This is a genomic window from Fibrobacter sp. UWB12, assembly GCF_900142485.1.
Classification (GTDB): domain Bacteria; phylum Fibrobacterota; class Fibrobacteria; order Fibrobacterales; family Fibrobacteraceae; genus Fibrobacter.
This window is the reverse complement of the sequence record NZ_FRAZ01000007.1, coordinates 20,700-46,495: the sequence shown is the minus strand read 5'-3', so window position 1 is coordinate 46,495 and position 25,796 is coordinate 20,700. Positions and strand designations below refer to the sequence as shown.

General features: G+C 44.7%; 20 protein-coding genes. 15 read left to right on the top strand and 5 right to left on the bottom strand.

Annotation, left to right across the window (positions count from 1 at the left end):
* Positions 1-63: 63 nt before the first annotated feature.
* The gene (locus BUA34_RS11560) at positions 64-1,065 is read left to right on the top strand and encodes a hypothetical protein (protein ID WP_072829764.1); all 1,002 of its coding nucleotides are present in this window, start codon (positions 64-66) and stop codon (positions 1,063-1,065) included.
* Between the two features lie 74 nt (positions 1,066-1,139).
* The gene (gene leuS, locus BUA34_RS11555; protein WP_072829762.1) at positions 1,140-3,833 is read left to right on the top strand and encodes a leucine--tRNA ligase; all 2,694 of its coding nucleotides are present in this window, start codon (positions 1,140-1,142) and stop codon (positions 3,831-3,833) included.
* Positions 3,834-4,115: 282 nt separating this feature from the next.
* Here the strand turns inward: leuS and BUA34_RS11550 are convergent, their stop codons facing one another.
* Together BUA34_RS11550 and BUA34_RS11545 are read right to left on the bottom strand one after the other, a co-directional pair.
* Positions 4,116-4,394: a type II toxin-antitoxin system YafQ family toxin gene (locus BUA34_RS11550; protein WP_072829760.1), complete on the bottom strand. Its 279-nt coding sequence runs from the start codon at positions 4,392-4,394 to the stop codon at positions 4,116-4,118.
* Entirely contained in the window at positions 4,391-4,675 is a 285-nt protein-coding gene (locus BUA34_RS11545) for a type II toxin-antitoxin system RelB/DinJ family antitoxin (RefSeq protein WP_072829758.1), read from the bottom strand. The genes BUA34_RS11550 and BUA34_RS11545 overlap by 4 nt, the downstream gene beginning before the upstream one ends.
* 329 nt (positions 4,676-5,004) lie before the next feature.
* Between BUA34_RS11545 and BUA34_RS11540 the strand changes: the two genes are divergently transcribed.
* The 4 genes from BUA34_RS11540 to BUA34_RS15930 all read left to right on the top strand — a co-directional run bounded on the left by BUA34_RS11540 (position 5,005) and on the right by BUA34_RS15930 (position 12,096).
* Complete coding sequence (locus BUA34_RS11540) at positions 5,005-9,594, top strand: AAA domain-containing protein (protein WP_072829756.1); 4,590 nt, start codon at positions 5,005-5,007, stop codon at positions 9,592-9,594.
* 144 nt (positions 9,595-9,738) lie between these two features.
* The gene (locus BUA34_RS15935; protein WP_173387921.1) at positions 9,739-9,903 is read left to right on the top strand and encodes a hypothetical protein; all 165 of its coding nucleotides are present in this window, start codon (positions 9,739-9,741) and stop codon (positions 9,901-9,903) included.
* 157 nt (positions 9,904-10,060) lie between these two features.
* Positions 10,061-11,608 carry a hypothetical protein gene (locus BUA34_RS11530; RefSeq protein ID WP_072829751.1) on the top strand — a complete coding sequence of 516 codons (1,548 nt, stop codon included), beginning with the start codon at positions 10,061-10,063 and terminating at the stop codon, positions 11,606-11,608.
* Between the two features lie 317 nt (positions 11,609-11,925).
* A complete protein-coding gene (locus BUA34_RS15930) occupies positions 11,926-12,096 on the top strand; it encodes a hypothetical protein (RefSeq protein ID WP_175545457.1) in 171 nt (56 codons plus the stop codon).
* Positions 12,097-12,244: 148 nt separating this feature from the next.
* Here BUA34_RS15930 and BUA34_RS11525 read toward each other — a convergent pair whose 3' ends face one another.
* The 3 genes from BUA34_RS11525 to BUA34_RS11515 form a co-directional block, all read right to left on the bottom strand.
* Entirely contained in the window at positions 12,245-13,054 is an 810-nt protein-coding gene (locus tag BUA34_RS11525) for a thioredoxin family protein (protein WP_072829750.1), read from the bottom strand.
* 88 nt (positions 13,055-13,142) lie between these two features.
* Positions 13,143-14,453, bottom strand: a complete 1,311-nt coding sequence (locus BUA34_RS11520; RefSeq protein ID WP_072829748.1) for a nucleobase:cation symporter-2 family protein — start codon at positions 14,451-14,453, stop codon at positions 13,143-13,145.
* A 93-nt stretch (positions 14,454-14,546) separates the two neighbouring features.
* Complete coding sequence (locus BUA34_RS11515) at positions 14,547-15,128, bottom strand: xanthine phosphoribosyltransferase (protein WP_072829746.1); 582 nt, start codon at positions 15,126-15,128, stop codon at positions 14,547-14,549.
* A gap of 233 nt (positions 15,129-15,361) precedes the next feature.
* Between BUA34_RS11515 and BUA34_RS11510 the strand changes: the two genes are divergently transcribed.
* From BUA34_RS11510 to BUA34_RS11470, 9 genes are all read left to right on the top strand, one after another.
* Positions 15,362-15,796: a metal-dependent transcriptional regulator gene (locus BUA34_RS11510; RefSeq protein WP_072829744.1), complete on the top strand. Its 435-nt coding sequence runs from the start codon at positions 15,362-15,364 to the stop codon at positions 15,794-15,796.
* A gap of 1 nt (position 15,797) precedes the next feature.
* A complete protein-coding gene (locus tag BUA34_RS11505; RefSeq protein WP_072829742.1) occupies positions 15,798-16,082 on the top strand; it encodes a FeoA family protein in 285 nt (94 codons plus the stop codon).
* A complete protein-coding gene (gene feoB, locus BUA34_RS11500; RefSeq protein WP_072829740.1) occupies positions 16,082-18,976 on the top strand; it encodes a ferrous iron transport protein B in 2,895 nt (964 codons plus the stop codon). Before BUA34_RS11505 ends, feoB begins: the two co-directional genes overlap by 1 nt.
* Positions 18,977-19,264: 288 nt before the next feature.
* Positions 19,265-20,389 (top strand): hypothetical protein, encoded by a 1,125-nt coding sequence (locus BUA34_RS11495; RefSeq protein WP_072829738.1) that lies wholly within the window; start codon positions 19,265-19,267, stop codon positions 20,387-20,389.
* Positions 20,390-20,670: 281 nt separating this feature from the next.
* Complete coding sequence (locus BUA34_RS11490) at positions 20,671-21,231, top strand: DUF3793 family protein (RefSeq protein ID WP_072829736.1); 561 nt, start codon at positions 20,671-20,673, stop codon at positions 21,229-21,231.
* A 24-nt stretch (positions 21,232-21,255) separates the two neighbouring features.
* Positions 21,256-21,684, top strand: coding sequence for a flavodoxin (locus tag BUA34_RS11485; RefSeq protein ID WP_072829734.1), 429 nt, complete (start codon positions 21,256-21,258; stop codon positions 21,682-21,684).
* A 234-nt stretch (positions 21,685-21,918) separates the two neighbouring features.
* Positions 21,919-22,146 (top strand): DUF1490 family protein, encoded by a 228-nt coding sequence (locus BUA34_RS11480; protein WP_072829732.1) that lies wholly within the window; start codon positions 21,919-21,921, stop codon positions 22,144-22,146.
* Between the two features lie 13 nt (positions 22,147-22,159).
* Positions 22,160-24,259 (top strand): heavy metal translocating P-type ATPase, encoded by a 2,100-nt coding sequence (locus tag BUA34_RS11475; protein ID WP_072829730.1) that lies wholly within the window; start codon positions 22,160-22,162, stop codon positions 24,257-24,259.
* A gap of 536 nt (positions 24,260-24,795) precedes the next feature.
* Entirely contained in the window at positions 24,796-25,758 is a 963-nt protein-coding gene (locus BUA34_RS11470; RefSeq protein WP_072829728.1) for a hypothetical protein, read from the top strand.
* Positions 25,759-25,796 lie beyond the last annotated feature (38 nt).

The window sequence follows — 25,796 nt, the reverse complement described above, 5'->3', positions numbered from 1 at the left end:
GTGTCTTTTGATAAAATAAGTTTATATTTTTGGATAAAATTTTGGAACGTATAGGGAATTTTTATGTTCAAAAGGAATCATGCTTCGGTGCTAGCGATGCTAGCATCTATTTCAGTTTTGTCTTTTACGGCGTGCGGTGACGATGCCGTGAATAACCCGATTCCCGCAGCGACTGGATCGTCGGCTGTAGAATCTTCGAGTAGCGTGGCTTCTAGTAGTGAAACAGGCTCAGGTCCAGTATCTTCTAGCAACGAGGCTGTTTCAAGCCCTGAGTCTTCTAGCAATGTGGCTTCGAGTAGTTCAGTTCAAGAAATTGAACGCCCTTCGTTGGAAAAAATGAATGAAAAATGTAGAGAACAACATGATGCTGTTAGTATTGCTGCGTTTGACGGCGTGAAGACGGAGTATTTTTGTTTGCTCGAAGCCTATGGCCCTAAAATCGAAGAAACGTTTTCGATTTTGGACCATGCTGAAATTTCTCTTTATACCTATGCAGAAAATGGATGGCAAGAAGTAAAATGCAATGCCGAAAATGAAGGCCGCAAGGAACTTTATGCTTTTTTCAATACGCACTGGCCAGGCAACTTATATTACAAGTGCACTAACAATCAGTGGGTTAAAATTGGATATGAGGAATACCATAGTTTGTCTGAGTTGACGTGCTCCGCCGAAGAAGAAGGCAAGGTGGATTCTGCGTGGGTGGGTGCAAGCAATCCTAGATTCCATTATGTTGGACAAACAAAGTATTATAGGTGCGAAAAGGGGCTGTGGACCTTAAGAGACCGGAGAATAACCTGTGATACGACGGGTGTTGCTGTTGGTGACGTGTGCACTAAGGAAGAATGTTTTGTAGGTGTAGGATGCTCCCAGTATTCTTACACGTATGTTGGGAATGGTGCTTGGAGAGAAGCTTCACTTTCGCTCACGGATAAGGCACAAATAATCGCTAATTGCCAAAAAGAGGATACCGTTGTCGGCGATACTTGTTCTGTGGAAATGTCTGATGGCACGAAATGCTACAGGTTCAATGAGCAGAACGACTGGGAAGAATGTGAATCCTTCTAGATAATTTTCTAAATTTTGCCTCGAAAATTTAATGAGGTCGTGGCGGTTCCGTCGCGGCGTTAGAGGAATAAATAATGGCAAAGTATAATCCGCAAGAAATCGAAACCAAGTGGCAAGCCTACTGGGAAGAACATCAGACGTTTAAGACTGGCGAAGACAAGTCCAAGCCGAAGTATTATTGCTTGGATATGTTCCCGTACCCGAGTGGTGCTGGCCTCCATGTAGGTCACCCGGAAGGTTACACTGCAACGGATATCATTTGCCGCTACAAGCGCAGCCGCGGTTTCAATGTGCTTCACCCGATGGGTTGGGACGCTTTCGGCCTCCCCGCTGAACAGTACGCCATTCAGACCGGTACGCACCCGGCCATTACCACCAAGAAGAACTGCGACAATTTCCGCCGCCAGATCAAGCGCCTCGGTCTTTCTTACGACTGGAACAAGGAAGTCAACACCACCGACCCGAAGTATTACAAGTGGACGCAGTGGATTTTCAAGCGCCTTTACGGCACCTGGTTCGATGAAGACCAGCAGAAGGGCCGCCCGATTGAAGAACTCCCGATTCCTGCTGATGTCGAAGCCAAGGGTGCAGCCGAAGTCCGCAAGTACAAGGATTCCAAGCGCCTCGCTTATTACGCCGATGCTCAGGTGTGGTGGTGCAAGCACTGCAAGATTGTCTGCGCTAATGAAGAAGTCTTGAATGACGGTTCTCACGAAAAGTGCGGTACCAAGGAAGTGGAACGCCGTAACCTCAAGCAGTGGCTCATGCGCATCCCGCTGTATGGCGACCGCCTGCTGAAGGGCCTCGACAAGCTCGACTGGCCGCAGGGCGTGAAGGACATGCAGAAGAACTGGATCGGCAAGAGCTACGGTGCCGAAGTTGATTTTGCCATTGCCGATGCTGAAGGCAAGCCGACCGAAAAGAAGCTCCGCGTTTACACGACCCGTTGCGATACGCTGTTCGGTGCAACCTACATGGTCGTTGCTCCGGAACACGCTATGGTGCCGGAACTCACGACTGCCGAACAGAAGGCCGCCGTGGAAGAATACGTGCATGCCGCCGCTCTCAAGAGCGACCTCGACCGTACGGAACTCGCCAAGGAAAAGACCGGCGTGTTTACTGGTTCTTACGCTGTGAACCCGCTCACCGGCACGAAGATTCCGGTGTGGGTAGCCGACTACGTTTTGACCGGCTACGGCACCGGTGCCATCATGGCCGTGCCCGCCCACGATACCCGCGACTTCGATTTCGCGAAGAAGTTTAATTTGCCTGTCATCTGCATCATGGAACCCGATGCAAGCTGCCCCGAAGATGTTCGCCCGAAGGTTCTCGCTGGCGAAGCCTGCTGGGCTGCCGACGGCACCTACATCAACAGCGAAAATGCAACGCTCTGCCTGAACGGTCTCAACAAGAAGCAGGGTATCGCCAAGGTCATCGAATGGCTCGAAGCCAACAAGATCGGTAAGGCTACCGTGAACTACAAGCTCCGCGATTGGCTCTTCAGCCGTCAGCGCTACTGGGGTGAACCGTTCCCGATTATCCACTGGGAAGATGGCGAAATCTCTACGGTGGACGATGCCGAACTTCCGGTGCTCTTGCCGGAACTCAAGGACTACAAGCCGGGTGACGGCGGTCAGTCTCCGCTCGCGAACGCCACCGAATGGCTCCAGGTCACAGATAAGAACGGCCGCAAGGGTATTCGCGAAACGAACACCATGCCGCAGTGGGCTGGTTCTTGCTGGTATTACCTCCGCTACATCGACGCTTGCAACGGCGACGCATTTGTGGCAAAGGAACTTGAAAAGTACTGGATGCCGGTCGACCTCTATGTGGGTGGTGCCGAACACGCCGTGCTTCACTTGCTCTACAGCCGTTTCTGGCACAAGGTTTTGTTCGATCTCGGCCTCGTCTCTACCGACGAACCGTTCCAGAAGCTCTTCAACCAGGGCATGATTCTTGCCTTTGCATACGAAGATGCTGCTGGCTCCAAGGTCCCCACCGACGAAGTCGAAGAAAAGAACGGCAAGTACTTCAAGAAGGGTACGGACATCGAACTCAAGCAGATTGTGGCTAAGATGAGTAAGTCCCTCAAGAACGTCGTGAACCCGGATGACGTTGTCCGTGATTACGGTGCTGATAGCCTTCGCTTGTACGAAATGTTCATGGGCCCGCTGGACGCCGTGAAGCCGTGGCAGACCAAGGGCATCGAAGGCATGAACCGCTTCCTCGGCCGCGCCTGGCGTTCTGTTGTCGGCGACAGCGATGAAGCCCCGGTATTCGTTGACGAAGCCGCTCCGGAAGCTATCGAAAAGGTGATGCACCAGAGCGTCATCAAGGTCACGAACGACATTGAAAACATGAGCTTCAACACCGCCATCAGCCAGTTGATGATCTTCAACAACGAAATGATGAAGATGGACAAGCGCTACCGCGAACCGTGCGAAACGTTCGTCAAGCTCTTGCACCCGTTTGCCCCGCACATCGCCGAAGAAATGTGGAGCATCCTCGGTCACGAAGGCTCGCTTACGAACGTCGCCTGGCCGGAAGCCGACCACTCCAAGGCTGTGGAAAACACTGTCGAAGTCGTGTTCCAGGTGAACGGCAAGGTCCGTGCCAAGGCTTCTGTTGCTAAGGACTTGGACAAGGCCGCCCTCGAAAAGCTCGCCATGGAAAATGACCGCATGAAGGAATTCATGAAGGGTATGCAGGTTGTCAAGTCGATTGTTGTGCCGGGTAAGTTGGTCAATATCGTCGTGAAGCCAGCATAGTATTGAGCCTGCCCCGGACTTGTTCCGGGGTCGTTTCGGGCAAGCTCGTGAACATCTTGGTGAAGTAGCCATAAGCCGAGTGAAGCGACCGCGCTAGCATGGTCATTTCCGAGGCGTAGGCTACTGCGACAAAGTCGCAACTGACAATTACGTCATTGCGAGGAGTCGAAAGGCGACGAAGCAATCTATGATTATGTCATCCTGAGCGAAGGCGCGCCGCGCCGAAGTCGAAGGATCCAGTGATTTACAAGAAGACCGTAGCTTATTCGCTGCGGTCTTATTTTATTTCTTGAACAAATCGCTGTGCGAGCCCGTTCGCGCCAGTGTCAATATAAGCGTGTTACCTGAAATCTTATAAATCAACAACCAGTCCGGTTGGATGTGACATTCTCGAAAAGAAACCCAATCTCCAACGAGTGCGTGGTCGTGGTGACGCTCGTCAAGCTTTTTCCCTGCCGCCAAATCGTCTACTATCTTTTGCAGAAGGTCTATATTTAATCCCTTCTTTTTGGCTTGCTTAAGGTCTTTTCTGAATTTTGAAGTGGTTTTGATTTCCATCATTCGTCTAGAATGTCCTTAATCATTGCTTTGGCGTTCTTGTATGATTTGCTCTTGCGCTTACCGCTTGCAATTTCGTTTGCTTCGGCCATGGCGGCGATAGTTTCGTCATTGGGGGTGTCAAGTGCTATTTCGAACGGAATCTTGCGGAGACGAACAACTTGCTTCAAGAAAACGGTAATCGCTGTCGACATGTTCATCCCGAGTTCATCGAATAAATTTTCGGCTTGAGTTTTAAGCTTTGAATCGATTCTTGCGCTGATTGTATTCATTGTGGTTCTCATAAAGTACTCCTATTTTACTAAAAAATAGATAAACTTTAGTAAAATAGCGATACAATGTATTAAAAATTACCTGTTTTTTGCATGATGTAGAACATTAAAGATATGAAGATCTCCTTCGAAAATCATAAACGACTCTATAAAACCTCGATGCGATAAATATATAAACAGATAATGACAGAATGTGACATACTATGATGAGTAGCGAACAATTGCCATTTTTGCTCTAAAATATCATTCCCGCGAAAGAGGGTGAATCTTTTTTTCTCTCGTATTTATGTAATTTTAAGGTGGATCAAAATATTTAACAATTGATAAAACGAGAGCTTTTTATGGACGCAAGGGAAAAAGTAATACATCTTTTTCAGTATATACGTGAATTGAATAAGATGAGGTCAAAGAACATAACGAATTTTATTGCTCCAAATAGTTATGAATGGAAACTGTTTTTTTCAGAGATACCAGAATCTGCAGAATGGGTTTCTTTGTCATATAAAGATGTTGATGGCGAAGAACCCTCTAATATAATACTTACGGTTCGTAAACCGCAACTGCCTTTGTGTCCAGTTCCTGACGAGTGTTTGGATGGGTGGCTTTGTCGAGGTTACGATGATGCTCAATATAAGGGAGATTTGATATTAAAGAAGAAACCTAAATCAAAAAATCCCGATGAAATAGAATTTGAATTTTTTGGAGATTTTCCTGCTCGAGCGGAAGCATATAACAAGTGGTCTGTAAAAAGAGAAAAATGGGTTGAACGATATAACGAGTTAAAAAAAATACAAGATTTTTTCATTTTATTATATGGAAAATACGTTCAATTGGAACAGATGTCTGATTCGATAGAATTAGCTGTTGCAAATGGTTTTCTTTGTGATAAAGAAAATAATGAATTCAATCATCCAATTTTGTCTCGTAAGGTCAAAATTACTTTTTTGCAAAATGACGACGCTATTCAGATAACGGACCTTGATGATGGTGTTGAATTGTACGAATCTTTTATTCGTAGCATGAAAGACGTGTTCCTTGGCTATTTCCCCGATTTTAAAAATGAGCTGGATACAAAGGATATTCATCCGCTGAATAGAACTGAAGCTCAGGATTTTTTAAAAAGGTTTGTTGCGTCTTTGTGTCCTGACAACAGATTTGTTGAAGAAGAAAATCCAGATTTGTCTTCATATACAAATAGGTTGTTGTTATATATGAAGCCGGTGTTCTATATCAGAAAGAAGCGTGATGGCGTTTTGAACGCTGTTAATATGATTCTTAATGATTTGGAAAATGGGGGTGAGATACCGCCTTATTTGAAGGAAATTGTAAGTGGAGGCATTTCAGAAGAGGTTGAAATACATGAAGACCCTAGTTTAGAAGAATCCCTAGCGTCTGTTGGTGGTGAGGATGTTGATATTTTATTGTCAAAGGAAGCTAATAAAGAACAGTTAGAAATTGCGCAACGAATAGAAAAATACAATGCGGTTTTGGTGCAAGGTCCTCCGGGTACAGGAAAAACACATACCATTGCAAATTTGTTAGGCCATTTTCTTGCGCAAGGAAAAAAGGTTCTTGTGACAAGTCATACGAAGAAAGCCTTGACTGTTTTAAAAGATAAGGTTGTGCCTAATCTTCAAAGTTTATGTGTATCAATTCTCGATGATTCCAGAGAAGATATGGAACGTTCCGTTGACGGAATTACTGAATATATGTCCCGTAACGATTCGTATGGCCTCCAGAAGGATATGGAAAAAATAGGGAGGGATCGCAAGCAAATCATAAAAGATCTTGGCGAATTGAGAAAGAAAATATTTGGCTTAATTCAAAGTGAATGTGGTTCTATTAATATTTGTGGAGAACTTCTATCACCTTCGCAAGTCGCTAAATTTATTGTTGAAAATACGGGAAAATTATCATATATTCCGGGTAAAGTAACAACGAATGCTCCTTTGCCTTTGTCTTATGATGAATTGCGTGAGTTGTACTCCACTAATAAAGACATTACAAAGCAGGAAGAAAGAGAGTTTTCATATCATTTACCCTCATTGACTGACTTACCACAGCCGGACAAATTCGGTGCGGAAATTCAAACTTTACAGCAAGAATCGGACAAAATAAAGATTTTTGAACGTTGTTTTGGATGTAAAGTAAATAGAGTGTATGGTTCAAAATCACTGACTATTGCTAAATGTGGTTTGTTTAAAGATGTTGTCCTTGGCAGTCCTGACATTGAAAGTATTACTGCGTTAAGGAATATTTGTTCTAGTCTTAAAATGATGAAACGATGGCAGGTTGCTGCTGCTGTTGATAGAATGAATGGTGGCGCACTTGGGGAACGATGGGATACCCTTATAAAACAGATTAAATTGGCAGATGAAAAATGTGAAAAGTTTATTAGGATTTCGTTTGGTAAAGAAATCGACATTAAAGATAAAAATGTTAATTTGAAGCCAATTGTTGATAAAATGCTTCCAATCTATAGAGAGAAAGGAAGAATATCTAAATTCACGCGCTTCTTTAACAAGGACTTTAATTTGGTTTTTGATGGTGTGCTGATTGATGGCAGACCTTTCGAAAGTGTTGAAGATTGTGAACTTTTAAGCGAATACTTAGAATATTGTTTAGAAATAAATAGGTGCGGAGTTTATTGGCACGATTTAATCGCAGAGTATGGAGATGATTCTGAATTGATGGACTTAGGATCGCAATACCCAATAAAGGTGGCGGCGACATACATTCCACTGATAGAAAATTCTTTGGCATGGAATGAAAAATATCTAATTCCGTTAAAAAGTGCTGCGAATGAAGCAAAACTTCCGTTGTCTCTATTCTTAGATGACGTGGCGTATATCGATGAAAAATATGTCAATAGAGTCATAGAATCGGTAAAAACGATTGATTCTGTTGCTGAAATTATCATTTCTTCTGATAGATTGGCTACTACAGAACTAGCTATTCAGGCGATAAAGACTTCGCTAGGATTGAATGAACGAATTTATTCTGATATATGTAAAAATTTGATACAGGCAATTGGATCTGAAGATCCAGAAATGTATGCGAGCGCCTATGAAGACCTTCGATATGTATTGAATAAGAATGAAGTTCTTCAAAAGCGTAAAACGCTATTGTCGAAAATAGATGGAGTTGCTCCTGATTGGGCTGATGCAATCCGTCGTAGAGAAGGATTTCATGGAGAAAATATTGTCCCTGCAAATATTATGGATGCATGGAAATGGAAACAGGGGTATCAAATTATAGAGGATCTCGTTGCCGAACCGTTTGATAAATTGCAACGGCAAAGTATGGAATTGAGTAAAGAGTATCGAAAAATAACGGCCCAGTATGCGGAAAAAAGTGCGTGGTTCCATTTGCTACAAGAAACGGAGCGTAATATTGATTTGAAGCAAGCTTTGATGGGGTGGAAACAGATTGCGAAGAAAATAGGTAAAGGTACTGGAAAAAATGCACCACGTTATAGAGCTGAAGCTCGAAAATTGATGGCAAAATGTCAGACTGCAGTCCCGTCTTGGATTATGCCTATGAGTAAAGTCTTTGACTCGTTGGTTCCTGGAGTAAATACTTTTGATGTCATTATTATTGATGAAGCTAGTCAAGCGGATATTTCTGCTTTGGCTATGGTTTATATGGCTAAAAAAGCGATTATTGTAGGCGATGACCAACAAGTAAGTCCTATGGCAATTGGTGTGGATGTTAATCAATGCAATAATCTTTTAGATATGTATCTAAAAAATGTAGTGCCTAACTATAATTTGTATGATATGAAGGGCTCTGTTTATGATATTGCAAATACGACTTTCCATCCATTAATGCTTAGAGAGCATTTTAGATGTGTGCCTGAAATAATTGGGTTTAGTAATGCATTGTCTTATAATTGTAAAATTAAGCCTATGCGTGATGGAAGCGATAACAAACTCTTGCCTGCTGTTGTAAATTACCATGTTGCAGGTGAAACTCGCTTTGGGAAATGTAATGATGAAGAAGCGAAAACAGTTGTTGCATTGTTAAAGTCTTGTATGATGCAAGAAGAATATTCCGAAAAAACATTTGGCATAATTTCACTTTTAGGCACAGATCAAGTGAAAAAGATATTGTCCTATATGTATCAGTATATTGAACCTAAGGATTTGGAAAAGCATAAGGTTTTGTGCGGCGATGCAGCAAATTTCCAAGGTGATGAACGCGACGTAATTTTCTTAACGCTTGTTGATTCTCCAAATGAAGGTGGCCCTGTAAGAATGACTACAGAAGGCGTTGATGATGCTATGAAAAAAAGATATAATGTGGCCGCTAGCCGAGCAAAAAATCAAATGTGGGTTGTCCATTCGCTTGATCCTGCTAAGGACCTTAAGCCAGGTGATTTGCGTAAGCGCTTAATTGATTATGCGCAAAATCCAACAGCTGTGGCAAGGCAAATTATGGAAACCGAAGCGAAATCGGAATCGCCATTTGAAGAGATGGTTGCAAAGGCGCTAACTTCAAAGGGGTATTGCATTACGATGCAGTATCCTGTTGGTGCGTACCGCTTGGATATGGTCATTCATTATGGAAAACAAAAAGTTGCGCTTGAATGTGATGGCGAACGATTCCACAGTGGAGAAAATAAGATTCGAGAAGATATGGAACGACAAGCGATTCTTGAACGAATCGGTTGGAGATTCATCAGAGTTAGAGGTAGTGAGTATTTTAGCAATTGTACCAAAACGATTGAACGTGTTGTTAAAGAACTAGAAGAATTTGGAATATATCCAGAACAACAGGCGAATTCTCCAATGACTGCTCCCGTAGAATTATATGATAGAGTCCGTAATCAAGCGTCTAAATTTATTAGTGAATGGAGCACGAGTACTTTTAGTCAATCCACTATGAAAACGATAAAAGAGGCTCTAGGGCAGACGAATTTATTCGGGTGATATAGGAATAGACCGTAGCAATAAAATGCTGCGGTCTTTTTGTATGCAACCGCTCAACTAATTATACAGTTTTTTATCATAGTCTTTAATGTGACAATATTTGTCATATTGTTTTCATATATTATGCTCAAACAAGGAGTTAATATGACACTCGAAGAAAAAGTGAAGGAACTGTATAACGAACTGAAACCTAAGTGCCAAGCTGAGGGTCTGAACTTAAATTGGGAAATTCATAAAGCATTAAGGCGATTCCGCAAGGAACATCCCGATTTAGACGATCAGTGGGCTCGTGAAGCCGAGGGGTTGTAAACAGTTTGATTTTTTTTCGAAAAAGCGAAATTTTTGGTCGTTTTAACCCCTAAATGTGCTCCTCGCTCTAGCCCTATAACGTTCGGGCTTATGATAAACGACTCTTTTAACCTTAATCGCTTGTTCTATAACATATGGATTAAGTATATTGCGTTCTATGTTCAAAAAATATAAAGAGCCTTGTTGTATTGAATTTTATAACGCTTACGATTCCATATTGAAAAATATGGGATTTCACATACAATTCTTTTCCTTCTTCAAGACAAAATTTGAAGAAATTCAATCAATAGAACACGCTCATAAGGCTGTCGTTGAATCATTTATTGATTTTATAAAGTTTGAAAAATTTGATCCACAAATCATCTCTCCAGAAGAAACGAAAAAAAGAAGTTCTCTTTCAAAAAAAATTTTTGATTTTTGCTATCGTACTTTCTTTAAGGTCTCCTCAACACCATCAAATTCGAGCGAATTAAAGCAATCTTTATTTGAATCAGAACTCAAATGTCTTAAATTATTTGAAAACGTAAATCGTTGTTTGTTTTCAAAGGATTTTTCTTCAGATGATAAAAAACTGCTTCAATATTTAATTGAACAATTTATATTCGTTCGGACGTTTTCATCCTTTATATACAAATACAGAAGAATAGAGTCTGTAGAGTTTTTTAAAAGGTTCTTCTTTAATTATCCATACGATAGAGAAGACACCCCATGTGACTATAATAGGGAATGGCTTGAGAACCATAATCAAAAGTTCGAAACAATAAAAAACTATATAGATTCCCCAGCGGATGAATTACATAATGTTCGCGAGTGGTTTAAAGAACAATTGGATAAAGTTGATTTTGCCAAACTTAGCGAGGAAAATAAATCAATTTTCTTCAAGGAAATGTTTGTTGCCTTTGGTAATGTTTCCTCTGAAAAAACTGGAGACGTCAAAGGTTTTCGCGTTCCGTTGAATAATTTATTCTACTTAGGTCGATACTATAATGTACAGCTACTTCCATTGCTTTATGTAAAAAAAGAAAGAAGCACTTTGGAACTCATCGCCCACGAAACTTGGCGGTGTATCTGCAAACTAAAACTAACGACAAAGGATGAAATTGAAGAAGCGAAAAGAAAAAATATTTCAGGAAAAATGTCTGAACCGAGCGAAAAAGAACTTTATGGTAAGAAAGCTCCTAAAGTAGATATTAAACGTTTAATGACTCAATTTTCTAATCCTACACCAATAGAGCAGGACGATAATTACGAATCGTTAACGACAAAACTCGTTTCTGGCTTTGACGTTTCAAGAATCCCAGAAATAAAATCAGTTCAAGAAGTTCCAAGATACATTGCTGATACCTTAGGCGCATTAGGTGTAAATACGGAAAAGGTTAAATCTATTTCTAACTTAGGCAAAATAAAAATTCCGGAAATAAAATCTACGAAACAAATTCCAGAAAGTATCTTTGATATTTTTGATGCTATGAGCGAAAAGGGTTATGTTGATGCGGACTATAGAGAAGGTCTCAAGCGTGATCTTCTTGGTCCCAAAATCAACATCTTAAAAATAATGGGAGATGCAGGCTTTTCTCTCTCTGCAGTACTTTCTGTTCAAAAATCGGGAGTTGGCTTACTTACTCATTTTGACATGCGTGAACTACAAACTTCTCCAAGGGAAATGCAAAAGGTAGTGGAGGATATTGCTCGACGAATAGTCTAGTTTCGTTCATCATATACCCCCGTTTTTTTTCACATTTTTCCTCTATCCCCTCTTTTTTTCTTTTACCCCTTTTTTTTGAAAATTTCTATCGACTCGAATACCTTGTACTTCAAAAGCGAACAAGGTATTTTTGTTTTGCATCAAGGGCAATTCCGCCTAAGGTGAAAAAAGAGGAAAACAATTATGCCTAATAATGAAAGTGATCAGAAAAACGGAAACTGGGGTACGCGTGGAACGAATATAACCTGGGACAAGGTCCAAGGAAATCGTGGCAGGCAGATTCAAGAAACAAGGACGAGAAATGGAGGTAAATAGCCATGTGTACTTGTTGTGGTAAAGATGGTAAGAGAAAGAATCTTTATCTTACCGAATATGATGCAAATGCGGTTGCTAGTGAACGTCGGTTTGTAACGGGCATTACAATGCACGTTTACCGTTGTCCCGAAGGCGGCGGCTGGCATATAACGAGTAATCAAAGACAATGGTGAAATCAAATAAAAAATCCGCTTAACAGACAGGAATCAGCGAAAATTTCACATCTAGCTAAACGGACTCTGCAAAGATAGCTTTTTGATATCTTATGCGAAAATTAGGCGTTGCCATCGGCAACGCCTTCCTTCATTTCTTGTCACGCGTTTATTCGCACTTAAAGCCTTGCAGCTCGAGACCGGCGCGCATTTCGCCGTAGGTGGATGTGCGTTTCATGTCCATGGCTTTCATGAATCGGCAATCGTTGTCGATGTGCATTTGGAATCCGGCCATGGTCGGGGTGACTTCGCCTTTGCCGCTGGCTTGAATGTGGGCCATCATTTCTTCGCGCTTGTCGTACATCTCTGGTGGAACGAATACGTCTGTAACGATGTCTACATTTTTGATTTCGGTGTCGCCGAATACGAATGAAATTGTGACGAGGTTTTTGAGGCCATGGAATTGACCGTTTACTTTGCAGACAAGGTTTCTGTCTTTGCCGGTCTTTTTCGCAGGCTTCTTGGCTTGCTGCTTGACGGCTTTGGGCGTGTAATCGAGCGCCTGCAAGAGTTGTTCTTCTTTAACAACGCCGACGAGGCGGTTTACAATTTGTCCGTCTTTGATGAGGAAAAATGTAGGGAACGCTTGGATCGGGAGTGTGTTCTTTATTTTGTCTATGCCGGGCTCGTCAATGCCGACAGAGGCCACTTTGATGTCGCGGTAGTTCTTGGCGATGCCAATGAGTGTCGGAATCATCACGAGACACGGAGGGCAGCTGGTCGATGAAATTTCAAGGATGACCGGTGCTTTTGAGTGCAGAATTTCTTTTTCGAAATTGTTGTCATCTACTTTGACGATTCGAATGTCTTCGCTATCTGTGTTCTTTGCTTGTGCCTGCGAAACGCTACCTACGGCAAGGACTGCCGCTGTAGCAAATGCGATTGCGTTTGAGAAAAAGCTGTTTTTTAAAATGTTCATATAGACTACCTTTCCAGTTTTTGAAAATAGAAAATATTGCAGAGGAAAGGCAACTTGGTATAGTTTTTTCTTATAATCGAGAGCGGCTTTATTTTGTTTGTTCTTCTTTCTCTTTGGGGAGCACCAGGTTCAATGCTACGGCGAGGAGGAATACGACGGCAACGCAGTTTTCTGCGAAGATGGTCTGGATGGTTTGCGGGAAAATCTGGAACATCTTGGAGGCCGAAGTAAAGCCGAGGCCCACGCTGAGCGACATGCTGACGATAATCATGTTGCGCTGCGAGAATCCGCTTTTGGCGATCATGCCGAAACCGGCGAAGAGGATGGAGCCAAACATCATGATGGTGCAGCCGCCGAGAACGGCTTGCGGGATGGTCGTGAGGAGTGTGCCTACGGGCGGGAAGAGGCCGCCGAGGAGCATGATGCCTGCGCTTGTCGCAATGGCAAAGCGGTTCACGACGCCAGAGAGCGAGGCGAGGCCGACGTTCTGGCTGAAAGATGTAATCGGGGTGCAACCGAAGAGCCCGGAAATGGAACTGACAAAGCCGTCGCAGCTGATGGCGCCACCCATTTCGACTTTGTGAATTTGACGTTTGAGGGCGCCGCTGCAAAGGGCGCTGGAGTCACCGACGGTTTCCGTGGCGGACACGAGATAGATGGCGATGACGGAGAGAATGGCGCCCAAGTTAAATTCCGGGGTGAACGGGAGGAACTTGGGGAGTGCGAAAAAGCCGTTGTTTGTGATGCCCGAAAAATCGACCATGCCCATGCAGAGTGCGAGAATGTAACCGACAATGAGGCCGACCAAAACGGAGAGTGAACGCAAGAATCCTTTCGCAAAAATCTGCGTGAGCAAGCAGGTGAGGAGAGTGACGCTACCAACAATCCAGTTCTGTGCGGAACCGAAGTCAGCGGCGCCTTGGCCGCCCGCGAATGAATTAGCGCCAATCGGCAAAAGCGAAAATCCGATGGATGTGACGACCGTGGCCGCAACGATATGCGGGATGAGCTTGAGCCAGTATTTAGCGCAAAGGCCGAGCAAACCTTCGACAATACCGCCAACGATAACCGCTCCCATGAGCGCACCCATGCCCTGCGTGGTGCCAATAGAAATGGAAACCGAGAGGAATGTAAAGCTGATGCCCATTACGATAGGGAGCCTGGAACCGATTTTCCAGATGGGGTAGAGCTGGATGAGTGTACCGATGCTCGCGATAATCATGCAGTTTTGGATAAGCGAAGCGGTGATGCCCTTTTCGATCCCGACAACATTTGCAAGGATGATGATGGGCGTTATGTTGCTCACGAACATGGCGAGTACATGCTGTAAGCCGAAAGGTATCGCCTGCAAAAGCGGAACGCGTCCGTCAAGTTGATAAATGTTGTCCGAAGTCTTCATGCTTCACCTTAAATGCTTTGTTTTGCCATTGCGAACTTTGAATGTTTTATTTCGTCATTGCGAGCCCCGAATGGGGCGAAGCAATCTATGATTTTATTGTTCGCGGAACTTGATAAATCCGGTTTCGGGGTCCATGCTATCGACGATGGCAATAGATTCGAGGCGTATGCCTGCAGCACGGAGCTTTGCTCCACCGGGCTGCATGCCTTTTTCGATGGCAATGCCGACACCGACGAGCTCGGCGCCTGCTTGCTTCACGAGATCGATGAGCGCCTTGCTTGCTTCACCATCCGCGAGGAAATCGTCAACAATCAGAATCTTGTCGGTCGGCTTGAGGTAAGGGCGCGAAACGAAAATGTCGTTGAACTTTTTGTGCGTGAAAGAGTAGGCCTTTGCCACGTATTTGTCGTCGGTGCTGTTGACAGTCTGGCCTTTCTTTGCGAAAACGACCGGAACATCGTTGAGGTATGCGATGAACGCCGCGATAGCGATGCCGCTAGCCTCGATGGTGAGAACCTTGTTGAATTGCACGTCGGCAAAACGATGCTTGAATTCTTCGCCGATCTTGTGCATCAGGCGAATGTCAATTTGATGGTTCAAGAAACTGTCAACCTTAAGAACGTTGCCGGGCTTGACGACACCATCGGCAAGGATTTTCTGCTCAAGAAAGTTCATACCTGAAATCTAGCAAAAAGCGTAGTTTTTGCAAAGATTGTCCTATAATAATGATACGCTCAAAATTCCTTATAAATGGTCTATTTCTCTATATATATGCAAAAGATAAGGATTTAACGCCCGTTATAGCAAAAAATTATAAAAGTTTAGCCTTGACTAATTAGCCTCGGCTTATTAAATTTAGCTTTGTCTAATTAAATTAGGCGACGTTAACGTTTAAAGGATCATCAAATATGGAAAACAATCACGTGAAGCTCAGCCAGAGTCTCGAAGACTACTTGGAAATGGTGCACATGCTTCGCTTGGCAAACGGGATTGCCCGTGTCAAGGATATTGCCGCCGCCCTTTCTGTGAAAATGCCTTCTGTGGCTAAGGCGATTCTTGAACTTAAAAAGCTGGGTCTTGTGACTCAGGAACCTTACAGTGGCGTGGAACTCACGGAAGAAGGTCGCAAGGCTGCTGCCGATGTGCTGAACCGCCATATTCTTTTGAAGGGTTTTTTGATCCGTCTGGGCGTTTCCGAAGCTATTGCTGACAAGGACGCCTGCAGCATGGAGCATATTCTTTCTGCTGAAACTCTTTCGACAATTGAAGACTTCATGAAGAGGGGAAATGAAGGCGCTGTTGCGAAAAAGGCGAATGCTTTAAAGGCAAAAAAAGGAAAATAAAATGGGTTGTAATTGCGGTTGTGGAGGCAAAACCTCTACAAAGAAATGGAATCTTGAACCAAAGTTTTCTGACCTCAAGAAAGGTGATAAGGTGGAAATCCTTGGTTATAACGAGGGCGATGCCCGCTACAAGTCCAAATTGCTTTCTATGGGACTTGTGCGTGGCGTGACGCTTGAAGTTTTGCAGGTGGCTCCTCTCGGTGATCCGATTGAAGTCAGTGTTTTGTCGTACCGTCTGTCGCTTCGCAAGCAAGAAGCGAACGTTCTTAAATTGAAGAGGGTCTAATGGCTCCGAAGCTTTTTACTATTGCTATTGCCGGTAACCCGAACTGCGGTAAAACGGCTCTATTTAATGCTCTTACGGGTGCTCGCCAGAGTGTTGGTAACTGGCCGGGTGTGACTGTCGAAAAGAAAGAAGGCTTTTTTGAACTCGGTAACCAGCACATTCGCGTGGTGGACTTGCCGGGTACTTACGCTCTCTTTGCCAATGCCGAAGACGAACGCGCCGCTGTAGACTACTTGCTCACTCGCGAAGCGGACCTTATTGTCAATATTATTGATGCTTCGAACATTGAACGTAATTTGTTCTTGACGTCTCAACTTGTCGATATGCAGATTCCGATGGTGATTGCTGCAAACATGATCGACATTGCGGAAAAGCGCGGTTTGCATTTGGATTTGGATATCCTTGCTGAACGCTTTGGCGTGCCGGTGATTCCGCTTTCGGCCGTGAATGAAAGAAGTATCACAAACTTCATCAGCGAAATGGCTCATGTTGTCGCTGGCAAGAAGATGACTCCGAAGGCTATCCATTACGGCGAAAATGTCGAAAATGTCGTAAAGTATTTGGAACCGCAGGTTGAGCCGGTTGCAAAGCTTTTGGGAACGGATGCCCGCTGGGTTTCGCTCATGTACTTGGGCAACGAAAAGAGCTATGCGGACAAGTTTGCCGAAGCCAAGGTCAAGATTAACAAGGCCGAAGTGACCAAGATGCTGAACGAAGAAAGCGAATTTGCAATGGCAGATGCGCGCTACAGCTTGGCTCACGAAATTGCAGGCAAGACGATTCTTTCGAACCGTTCCAAGAGAACTTGGTCGGACAAGCTCGATTCTGTGCTTTTGAATCGCTGGGCTTCGCTCCCGATATTCCTCTTGGTGATGTACCTGGTCTTCTGGGTTGCAGTCACGATTGGTTCTGCATTCATCGATTTCTTTGATGTGCTGTTTGGTGCCATCTTTGTAGATGGTCTTGGCTACTTGCTCACGGATGTGTTCCATGCGCCGGGCTTTGTGTCCGCCATTCTCGCCGACGGTATCGGCGCCGGTATCCAGACGGTTTCGACGTTCATCCCGGTCATCTTCTTCATGTTCCTCTGCCTTTCTTTCTTGGAAGACTCGGGTTACATGGCGCGTGCGGCTTTTGTCGCTGATCGCTTTATGAGATTCCTCGGGCTCCCGGGCCGTGCATTCGTGCCGATGATGGTCGGTTTCGGTTGCGGTGTGCCGGGCATTATGGGCTCTCGCGTGCTCGAATCCAAGCGTGAACGTTTCCTCACGATTTTCCTTGTGCCGTTCATGAGCTGCGGCGCTCGCCTTCCGGTGTACGCACTGTTTGCCGCCGCATTCTTTGGAACGCAGGCAGGGACGGTCGTGTTTGCCCTCTACCTCGCGGGCGTTCTCTTTGCGATCGTGTACGGCTTGATTCTTCGTCGCTCCTTGTTTGTGGGTGAGGCTAGCAACTTTGTGATGGAGCTGCCACCTTATCACTTGCCGAAGTTCAAGTCGCTCATGATCCACTCCTGGCTCCGTTTGCGCGATTACGTTATCCGTGCCGGTAAGGTGATTACGATTGCCGTTGCCATTCTCGGCTTCCTCAACAGCTTTGGCTTTGTGGACAAGCTCTACACCGAAATCAATGGCGAAAAGACCGAAATCGTGAAGAGCGAAGAAGGCTACGCCATGGTGCAGGACGAAAAGGAAGTGCCGCTCCCTGAAGGTGTCGTGATTGACGAATCCAAGGTCCAGACGGAAAGCGAATTTACGGCGGGTAACAGTGATTCCGAAAACAGCTTGCTTTCTGTAATCGGTAAGGCAATTACCCCGGTTTTTGAACCATTCGGTGTTGAATCCAACAACTGGCCTGCATCTGTGTCGCTCTTCACTGGCCTCCTTGCTAAGGAAGCTGTGATTGGTACGATGAACTCGCTGTACTCTATGGTCGGCCCTGGCGATGCTGCTGAAGCTCCGAAGGCTGCCGAAGTTGCCGCAACTCCGGAGAAGCCCGTGGAAGTTGTGGCTGCTGATAGCTCTGAAACTCGTCATCCTGAACAAAGTGAAGGATCCAGTGAAGTTTCTGCCGCTGCTGACTCTGCTGTCGCGGATAGCGCGGTCGCTGTAGCCGACTCAAATAAGGTCGCTGAGCCTGCTGAAGCCCCTGCCGAAGAAAAGCCTCTCATCGCTGGCGTGGATGAATGCCCGGCCGAAGAAGAGGAAGAAGGCGGTGCTCCGGATATTCTCGGTGCATTCAAGGAAGCCCTTGGCACGATTCCTGAAAACTTGAGCGAAGTCTTTGGTTCTCTCACAGACATTCTCGGAACTTCTGGCGAACTTGAAGCCCAGAATGCTGCAGAACTCAAGAAGGTCACGCTCGACAAGATTCTTGAAGCCAAGGCGATTACTTGTGAAGAATATGCTTCTATCGAGACCTTCAGCGAAGATGAAGGTGCCGACAAGGCTCGCGAAGAGGTGTTTGCAAAGCTCGCTGCTGCTGGCCTCACGCTGAGCGAAGATGAAATCGGCGCTCTCGAAGAAGGTGACTTGAGTGAAACTGCTGACATCTATGCCAACCTCCGTTCTTACTTCCACAACCCGGACAAGAATGGAAATCCGGTAGACGGATTTAACTGGCAGGTGTTTGCGTTCTTGATCTTTATCTTGCTCTACGTGCCTTGCCTTGCTGCAATGGGCGTGGTCGTTCGCGAAATCGGCCTTGGCCTTGGTGTGTTGATGGCTGTAGTCCAGACGGTGCTTGCCTGGGCGGTGTCGATACTCCTCTACCAGATTCCGGTGGGCGGCGACAAGTTCTGGATTGTGTGCTCGATTGTTGTGCTTGTGGCGACATTTGCCTTCCTCAAGCTCTTCGGTATGAGTGCAAACAAGAAAGGTCGATTTGAAGATTAAAATCTAGATCCAGTTTCATTTGAGTCAAGAACCATTAAGGGCCGATGGTCCAAAAGCCTTCGGCCCTTAATTAAACCCCTTAACTTAGTCTAAACTAATAAAGATAGAGGAGGCTAAAATGATTGAATCAAATGAAGAACAGGAATGGATAGAACTTAAAAATAATTGGCACGCTCTTTGCTTCAAGAAGAGCAAAAGAGGCGAAAAGCCTAGAGTTTTGTAACACAAAATGTAAAAGTCTAGACGGGGTGTTACAAAAAAATAAAAAACCGTCATAGGAGAGTAAAAATGAAGACACGTTTAACATCCAATCTCTTGTTTGGTCTTGCTACTGCATCTATCCTTGCCGTTCCGGCTCTTGCTCAGGAAGCTGAAGCAGCATCTAAAGGCCCGGAAGTCAAGTTCTCTGGCGAAGTTGAATTTGACGCTTACACGGGTGATGTGATCAATGACGATACGCAGAGCCATAGCTACGCTTCTACATTTGATTTGAATGTTGATGTCAAATTTAACGAAAAGTGGTCTGCATCCGTACAGCTCGAAGCTGACGGCGAAACGACCGATCCGGCTGCCATTTACAATGGCGCATTTGTCCAGTACACGCATAGCGATAAGTTTGCTGTGAAGTTTGGCGACTTGACTTTCTCGGAAGGCGCTTTCCTCAACTTCTACGATTATGATGACCCGGCTGATAACGCCGCAGGTATGGCAGAACACGATATCCGAGGTTTTGAAATTGACTATAATGGCCTTGTTTTTGGCCTCGGCTTTGGTCGCGGCGACAACGACAATCAGGTGTGTGTTGAAGAAGGTGATGAAGAAGCATGCGTAGGCGTTGCTTATGACCTCCACCTCGCTTACGAACTTGGCGTTGGCGAACATGTGCTGCGTCCGTTCATTGATTACAAGTCCTATCAGGAAGCAAAGCACAATGAATTGCATGCCGGCCTCGATGCAAACTTGAAGTTCGATGCATTTACATTCCACTTCGTTTATGGATTGCATGTAGATGCACTTAAGGAAGATGATCCGAAGGCTACGCACGCACTCCTTGCTGAGCCGGCTTTGGATCTCGGAACGTTCAGCATCAAGGCTTCTGTGCTCTACGCTATTTTCGACGACAAGACTCCGACTGTTCATGGCGAAGAAATTCCTGAATACTTCTTTGTCTATGGTGAACCGAGCGTGAAGATTAACGATGCTCTTGCTCTTGGTCTTCCGTTGGAATACCACACGAACACGATTGATAAGGACGATGACGTTTCTACGTTCAACGTAGGTCTCCGTGCTTACTTCACTCCGGTCGAAGGCCTTGAAGTGACTGGCTTTGCCAAGTTCAATATTCCGGTTGGCGATGATGCTGGCGACGATACGGGTCTTGGCTTCGGTCTCGAAACTGTATTTGCTTTCTAATAAACTATTCTAATTTTTTGCCATAGGATGAAAATCCCGCCACGATGAAAATTGTTGGCGGGGTTTTTCTTTATGTTAGCTTTGTCTAATTTTTGGATTGTTTCAAGTCTATTTGGAGTAGCATTTGGTTGTATAGATTTCTAAAATAAGGATAAAGGAAATTTTGCCATAGAACCTCAGCTAGTGTATAAGATTCGTTACCTCATATATGCTGGATAGGTTATCCCGCCTACGGCGGAAGTCGTAGGCGGGATTTTTTTTGCTTTTTGCTTAGGTTGTTCATGATTGAAAATATCGATTCTCGCCTAGTTCGCCATTGCGCTCCGACGCTTGCCGGCCTTAAAACGGCAAATTTATTTTGCCTTGATGATGCGGATGGTGTTTTGCTTTGCAATATTTTGGCTCGCTGGAATCGCGTATTGAATCCTAAGGGCGTTTCGGCTCGCATTGTTGCTGAACGATGTGGCCGTTATTTTATATATGTCTACCGAAATAGTGCTTTACAGGAGTTGGGTAATTCTTGTGAGATTAGGGATTTTTTGAAAGGTTTTGGCTACATCGGGTTTGATGTAGAGTCGTTATTGAATTTTTTCCAAGTGCGCATGGCGCGTTCCGTTTGTTTCCCTCATGAAGTGGGAGTGTTTTTAGGTTACCCGTTGCAAGATGTGAAAGATTTTATTGCATATGGTGGAAAAAATTACAAGGTGATAGGGTGTTGGAAAGTTTATAACGATGTACCGAATTCGATGCATATCTTTGATGTTTACAAAAAATGTCACAAGATTTTCAATGAGCGTTTTGAACAGGGCGATTCTTTGGATGAATTGACTGTGGCAAGTTAACTAACCGATAACAAAAGGATAAAAATGAATAAAATTGCTGTTATTTATTGGACAGGAACGGGAAATACCGAAGTTATGGCGAATGAAGTGGTCGCTGGAGCAAAGGAAGCTGGTGCCGAAGTGACGCTTTTCAATACGTCTGCTTTTAAGGTGGAAAAAGCCAATGAATTTGACAAGTTTGCTTTGGGCTGCCCGGCGATGGGTGCCGAAGAACTTGAAGATAGTGAATTCCAGCCGCTTTATGATCAACTGAAAACGCAAATTTCAGGCAAAAAAGTGGTCCTTTTCGGCTCTTATGGCTGGGGTGGCGGCGAATGGATGAATCCGTGGAAAGAAGATGCCGCAAATGCGGGCCTCGTGCTTGCTGATGATCCGCTCGCTATTGAAGGTACTCCGGATGACGCTGGCAAGGAAAAGTGCCGTGAACTCGGCAAGGTTCTTGCTCTTTCGTAATTGTTGAGTTTCGATGATCCATAAAATGTTAGACTCTCTAACAAAATTAGAGAGTCTAACATTGTTAGAAATTCACTAACAATGTTAGCGCCAGTCGCGTGAAACTCAACTGGGACGCGGGGTCTCGTGAGTTATATATTTAGTTTATTTGTAATTTGCAATTAGAGGGGAGAGTATCTAATTTTTTAAAGCGGACAGGTGCTCCGCTGATTTTTCTTTAATAAGGAGAATGATATGTCTATGTTCAAAAACGAAAAATTCTGGCTCGTTGTTGCCGGTGCTGTGGGCTCTGCTGTTGCTAAGAAAGTGCTCAAGGCAAAGAAGACCCGCGAACTTGCTGTTCAGGGACTTGCTCATGGCATGAAGTTCACTGCTGACGCCAAGGCCGCATTCCAGGACATGAAGGATGAAGCTAGCGACATTTGCAACGACGCCAAGGCAGAAGCAGGTCTCGACAAGTAAGAAGCGAACGCTTATGAGATTCAGGATCGTTTACGACAGGCCGGGGCGTTTGCGTTTGCGTGCCGGAGCGTATGCTTTTGATCGTGAGTATGAAGCGCGTGTTCACAAGGCATGTGTTGGCGTGCCTTGCGTAAAAAGTGCCGTGGTGCATAGCGCCAATGGCGGGCTATTACTTGAATATGAGCCGCAGAACGGCGATTACGGCGCGAGTCGTAGCCTGATTCTTGAATTTGCAAAAACGCTGAATCCAAAATCGCTGCCGGAATGTGATGGCGAAACGGAATACCAGTTGCAATCTCTCGATGACGGCTTTAAAGCTAGCCTCATGGGGATGATTGCACGTCGTTATTTGTTGCGCTGGTTTGTTCCGTTCCCAATTCGCACGGCAATTACGGTGGTTCGTGGGTTGCGTTATGTGGCGCGTGGTGTTTCAACGCTCATGAGCGGAAAACTCACCGTTGATGTGTTGGACGGTGCCGCAATTGGCGCTTCGCTGTTGCAGCGCAATTACGAATCTGCCGGAACGGTCATGTTCCTTTTGGGCGTCTCGGGCTTGCTCGAAGATTACACTAAGGCGCGTACGCGTACTGCGCTTACAGGGAGCCTCGCTGTTAAAGTCGATAAAGTCTGGGTCGTGAAAGACGGCGTGGATGTGCTGATTGAACTCAAGGATGTTCAGGTTGGCGACTTGGTGCGTGTGCGTTCTGGGAGCATGATTCCTGTGGACGGTCGCGTCATGGAAGGCGAAGCGCTTGTCAACGAATCGACGATGACGGGTGAATCTAAGGCGGTGATGAAAACTCGCGGTAAGACGGTGTTTGCGGGAACCGTCCTGGAAGAAGGTGCGATTGTCGTGAAGGTTCGCGCGGTCAATGGCAACACGAAAATTCAAAAGATTATCGAGCTGATTGACCATAGCGAAGATTTGAAGGCGAGCGTGCAGAGCCGTGCCGAACATTTGGCCGATAGCATCGTGCCGTTCAGTTTCCTTGGCTTTGGGCTCACGCTTTTGTTCACACAGAACATCTCGCGTGCGGTTTCCATCTTGATGGTGGATTACTCTTGCGCGATAAAACTCTCGACTCCGATTTCCGTGATTTCTGCGTTGCGTGAAGCGGCGGATATGGACATGACGGTGAAGGGAGGCAAGTATCTCGAAGAGTTCGCGCTTGCCGATACAATCGTGTTCGACAAGACGGGAACGCTTACGAAGGCGGAACCGCGTCTTGAAAAGATTATTCCGTTTGGCGGTCGCAACGAAGACGAAATCTTGAAAATTGCGGCGTGCATCGAGGAGCATTTCCCGCATAGCATGGCTCGTGCAATTGTGAAGGTGGCAATGGAACGCAATATCAATCACGCCGAAGAACATGCCGATGTCAAGTACATCGTGGCACACGGTATCGCAACATCGCTCAAGGGCAAGCGTGTGGTCATCGGAAGCAAACACTTTGTCATCGAAGACGAAAAGGTCAATGTTTCTGAAGCGAACCAGGCGATTATTGACGAACAGGCGGGTGCTGCGTCCGTGATTTATCTCGGCATTGGCGGAGAGTTGGCGGGTGCCATTTGCATTGGCGACCCGCCGCGAGAAGAAGCGGTGGATGCCATTCGCGGGCTGCGCGAAAGCGGTATCAAGAATGTGGTGATGCTGACGGGCGATAGCTTGAATGCGGCAGAACGTGTTGCGGAACATTTGGGAATCGATACGTTCTTTGCGCAGGTCTTGCCAGAAGACAAGCACCATTATGTGGAAAAAATGAAGACCGAAGGCAAGCGTGTGATTATGGTGGGTGACGGCATCAATGATGCTCCTGCTCTTGCTGCAGCGAATGTCTCTGTCGCGATGAGCGATGCTTCGGACATTGCCCGCGAAACAGCTGATGTGACGCTCCGCCGCGAGAATCTCGAAGACCTCGTGGAACTGCGTCTCTTGAGCCAAAAACTGATGGAACGCATCTCCGAAAATTACCGCTTTATAGTTGTTTTCAATACAAGCTTGCTTGTAGGCGGTTTTCTCGGGCTCCTCTCGCCGACAACGTCTGCATTCTTGCACAACGTATCGACAATGGGCATTTGCGCAAAAAGCATGACCAAGCTGAAAGTGGAGTAATTGACATTCGTCATCCTGAGCAACGCGAAGGATCTAGTCAATTCTTGTTTTAAGTATTCCCTTTGCTTTTGGGAATACTTTTTTTACGTTTACTCGGTTTTAACCATTGAAAAATGTTTATTCTAGCCTTGCTTGGAACTTTGAACGTGCAAAGATGATGTAAAGAATCTATATTACTATTGACATATTGAATTAGAGTTGTACTCTTGTTCCGGTATTGAAAAGTCTGGTAAATTTTTCTTGAGCGAAAGCTCTGCTATCCGGGAATAAGACGAACACTCACACCGATCGGGTGTGGGTCGTTGGGCGTATGCCCGCGGTTTTGTTCAGTTTCTGAGACTGACAATTTCCGTTGTGCTTAGGATTGCGGGTTTACCAGAGCCTTCAATACATAAGCCGAGCGATACCATGCCTTTTTTGTTTTCCGAAAAAATGTATGAAGTTGCTTGGTTTGGTCTCTGGATTTTCCGAGGAGACTATGATTATTTGAACAATAGTGCTGCTCGTAGGCTGCCTTTGGCAGAATGGAGAAGACTATGAAAAAAGTAATTGCAGCTTTGACTATGACTATGCTTATGGTTGGATGTGGGGATGAAACTAATGTTTATGGTTATTCGGATGAAGATGTGCAAAATATGTTTGCTGTATTTAAAGATTCTATTGTGCACGATATAACAGATTCTCTTGTAGTGTCTTCGAAAGATACGATTTACAAAGTTTCAAAAGATACTATTTATAAAATAGAGAAAGATACCGTTTACAAGACATCAAAAGATACGGTTTATAAGATTTCTAAAGATACACTACGTCTTACTAGAACAGATACGGTGTATTCTGTAATGAAAAAAGATTCTATTGTATATGTTAATACAACAGATACCGTTTTCAATGTGATAAAAGATTCTGTGTTGATTAGGATTGTTGACTCCGTTTATCATCAAAGGGAATCTATAGTAAATGAAATTCCGAGAGATACGTCTATCACTCTATATGACACGTCTAAACAAGAATCTGGCATTACAATAAGCACTAAGACTTGGAATGGTAAGGTTTATAAAGGCGTGTTCTATGATACTTCGGCTTATGTAGCAGAATACCAGGGCTTCCCATCATATGCAATGTTGAGAAATGATCGAAATAACTCTAGTGTCAGTTACTTTTATTGTTTGCATCAATGCGGAGCAATGACGAAACCTGAAGGTACGGGGCTTTATTCGTCTTGTTGGAATGATAGAGAAAAGATGGGTAAACGTTATGATGGATGGCGTGTATTTAGTTTCGCAGATGTTTTGTCATTAGGTAAGAAAATAGAGTCTATCGTAGGAACTAATACAATATATTTTTATTCCGAACCTGATTTTATAGAATTCGGAGCTGGAGAAAGGACTATTTACCACAATATTTCATCGACTGGAGAAATTACATATTCTATTTACAGTGTGAAAGAAAGTATTTATAGTGATGTAAAATATTTGTGTGCTTATGATTTGAGTGAATAATACGAACGAATTTTTATTCCTTTTAGAAAAGAGCTTAT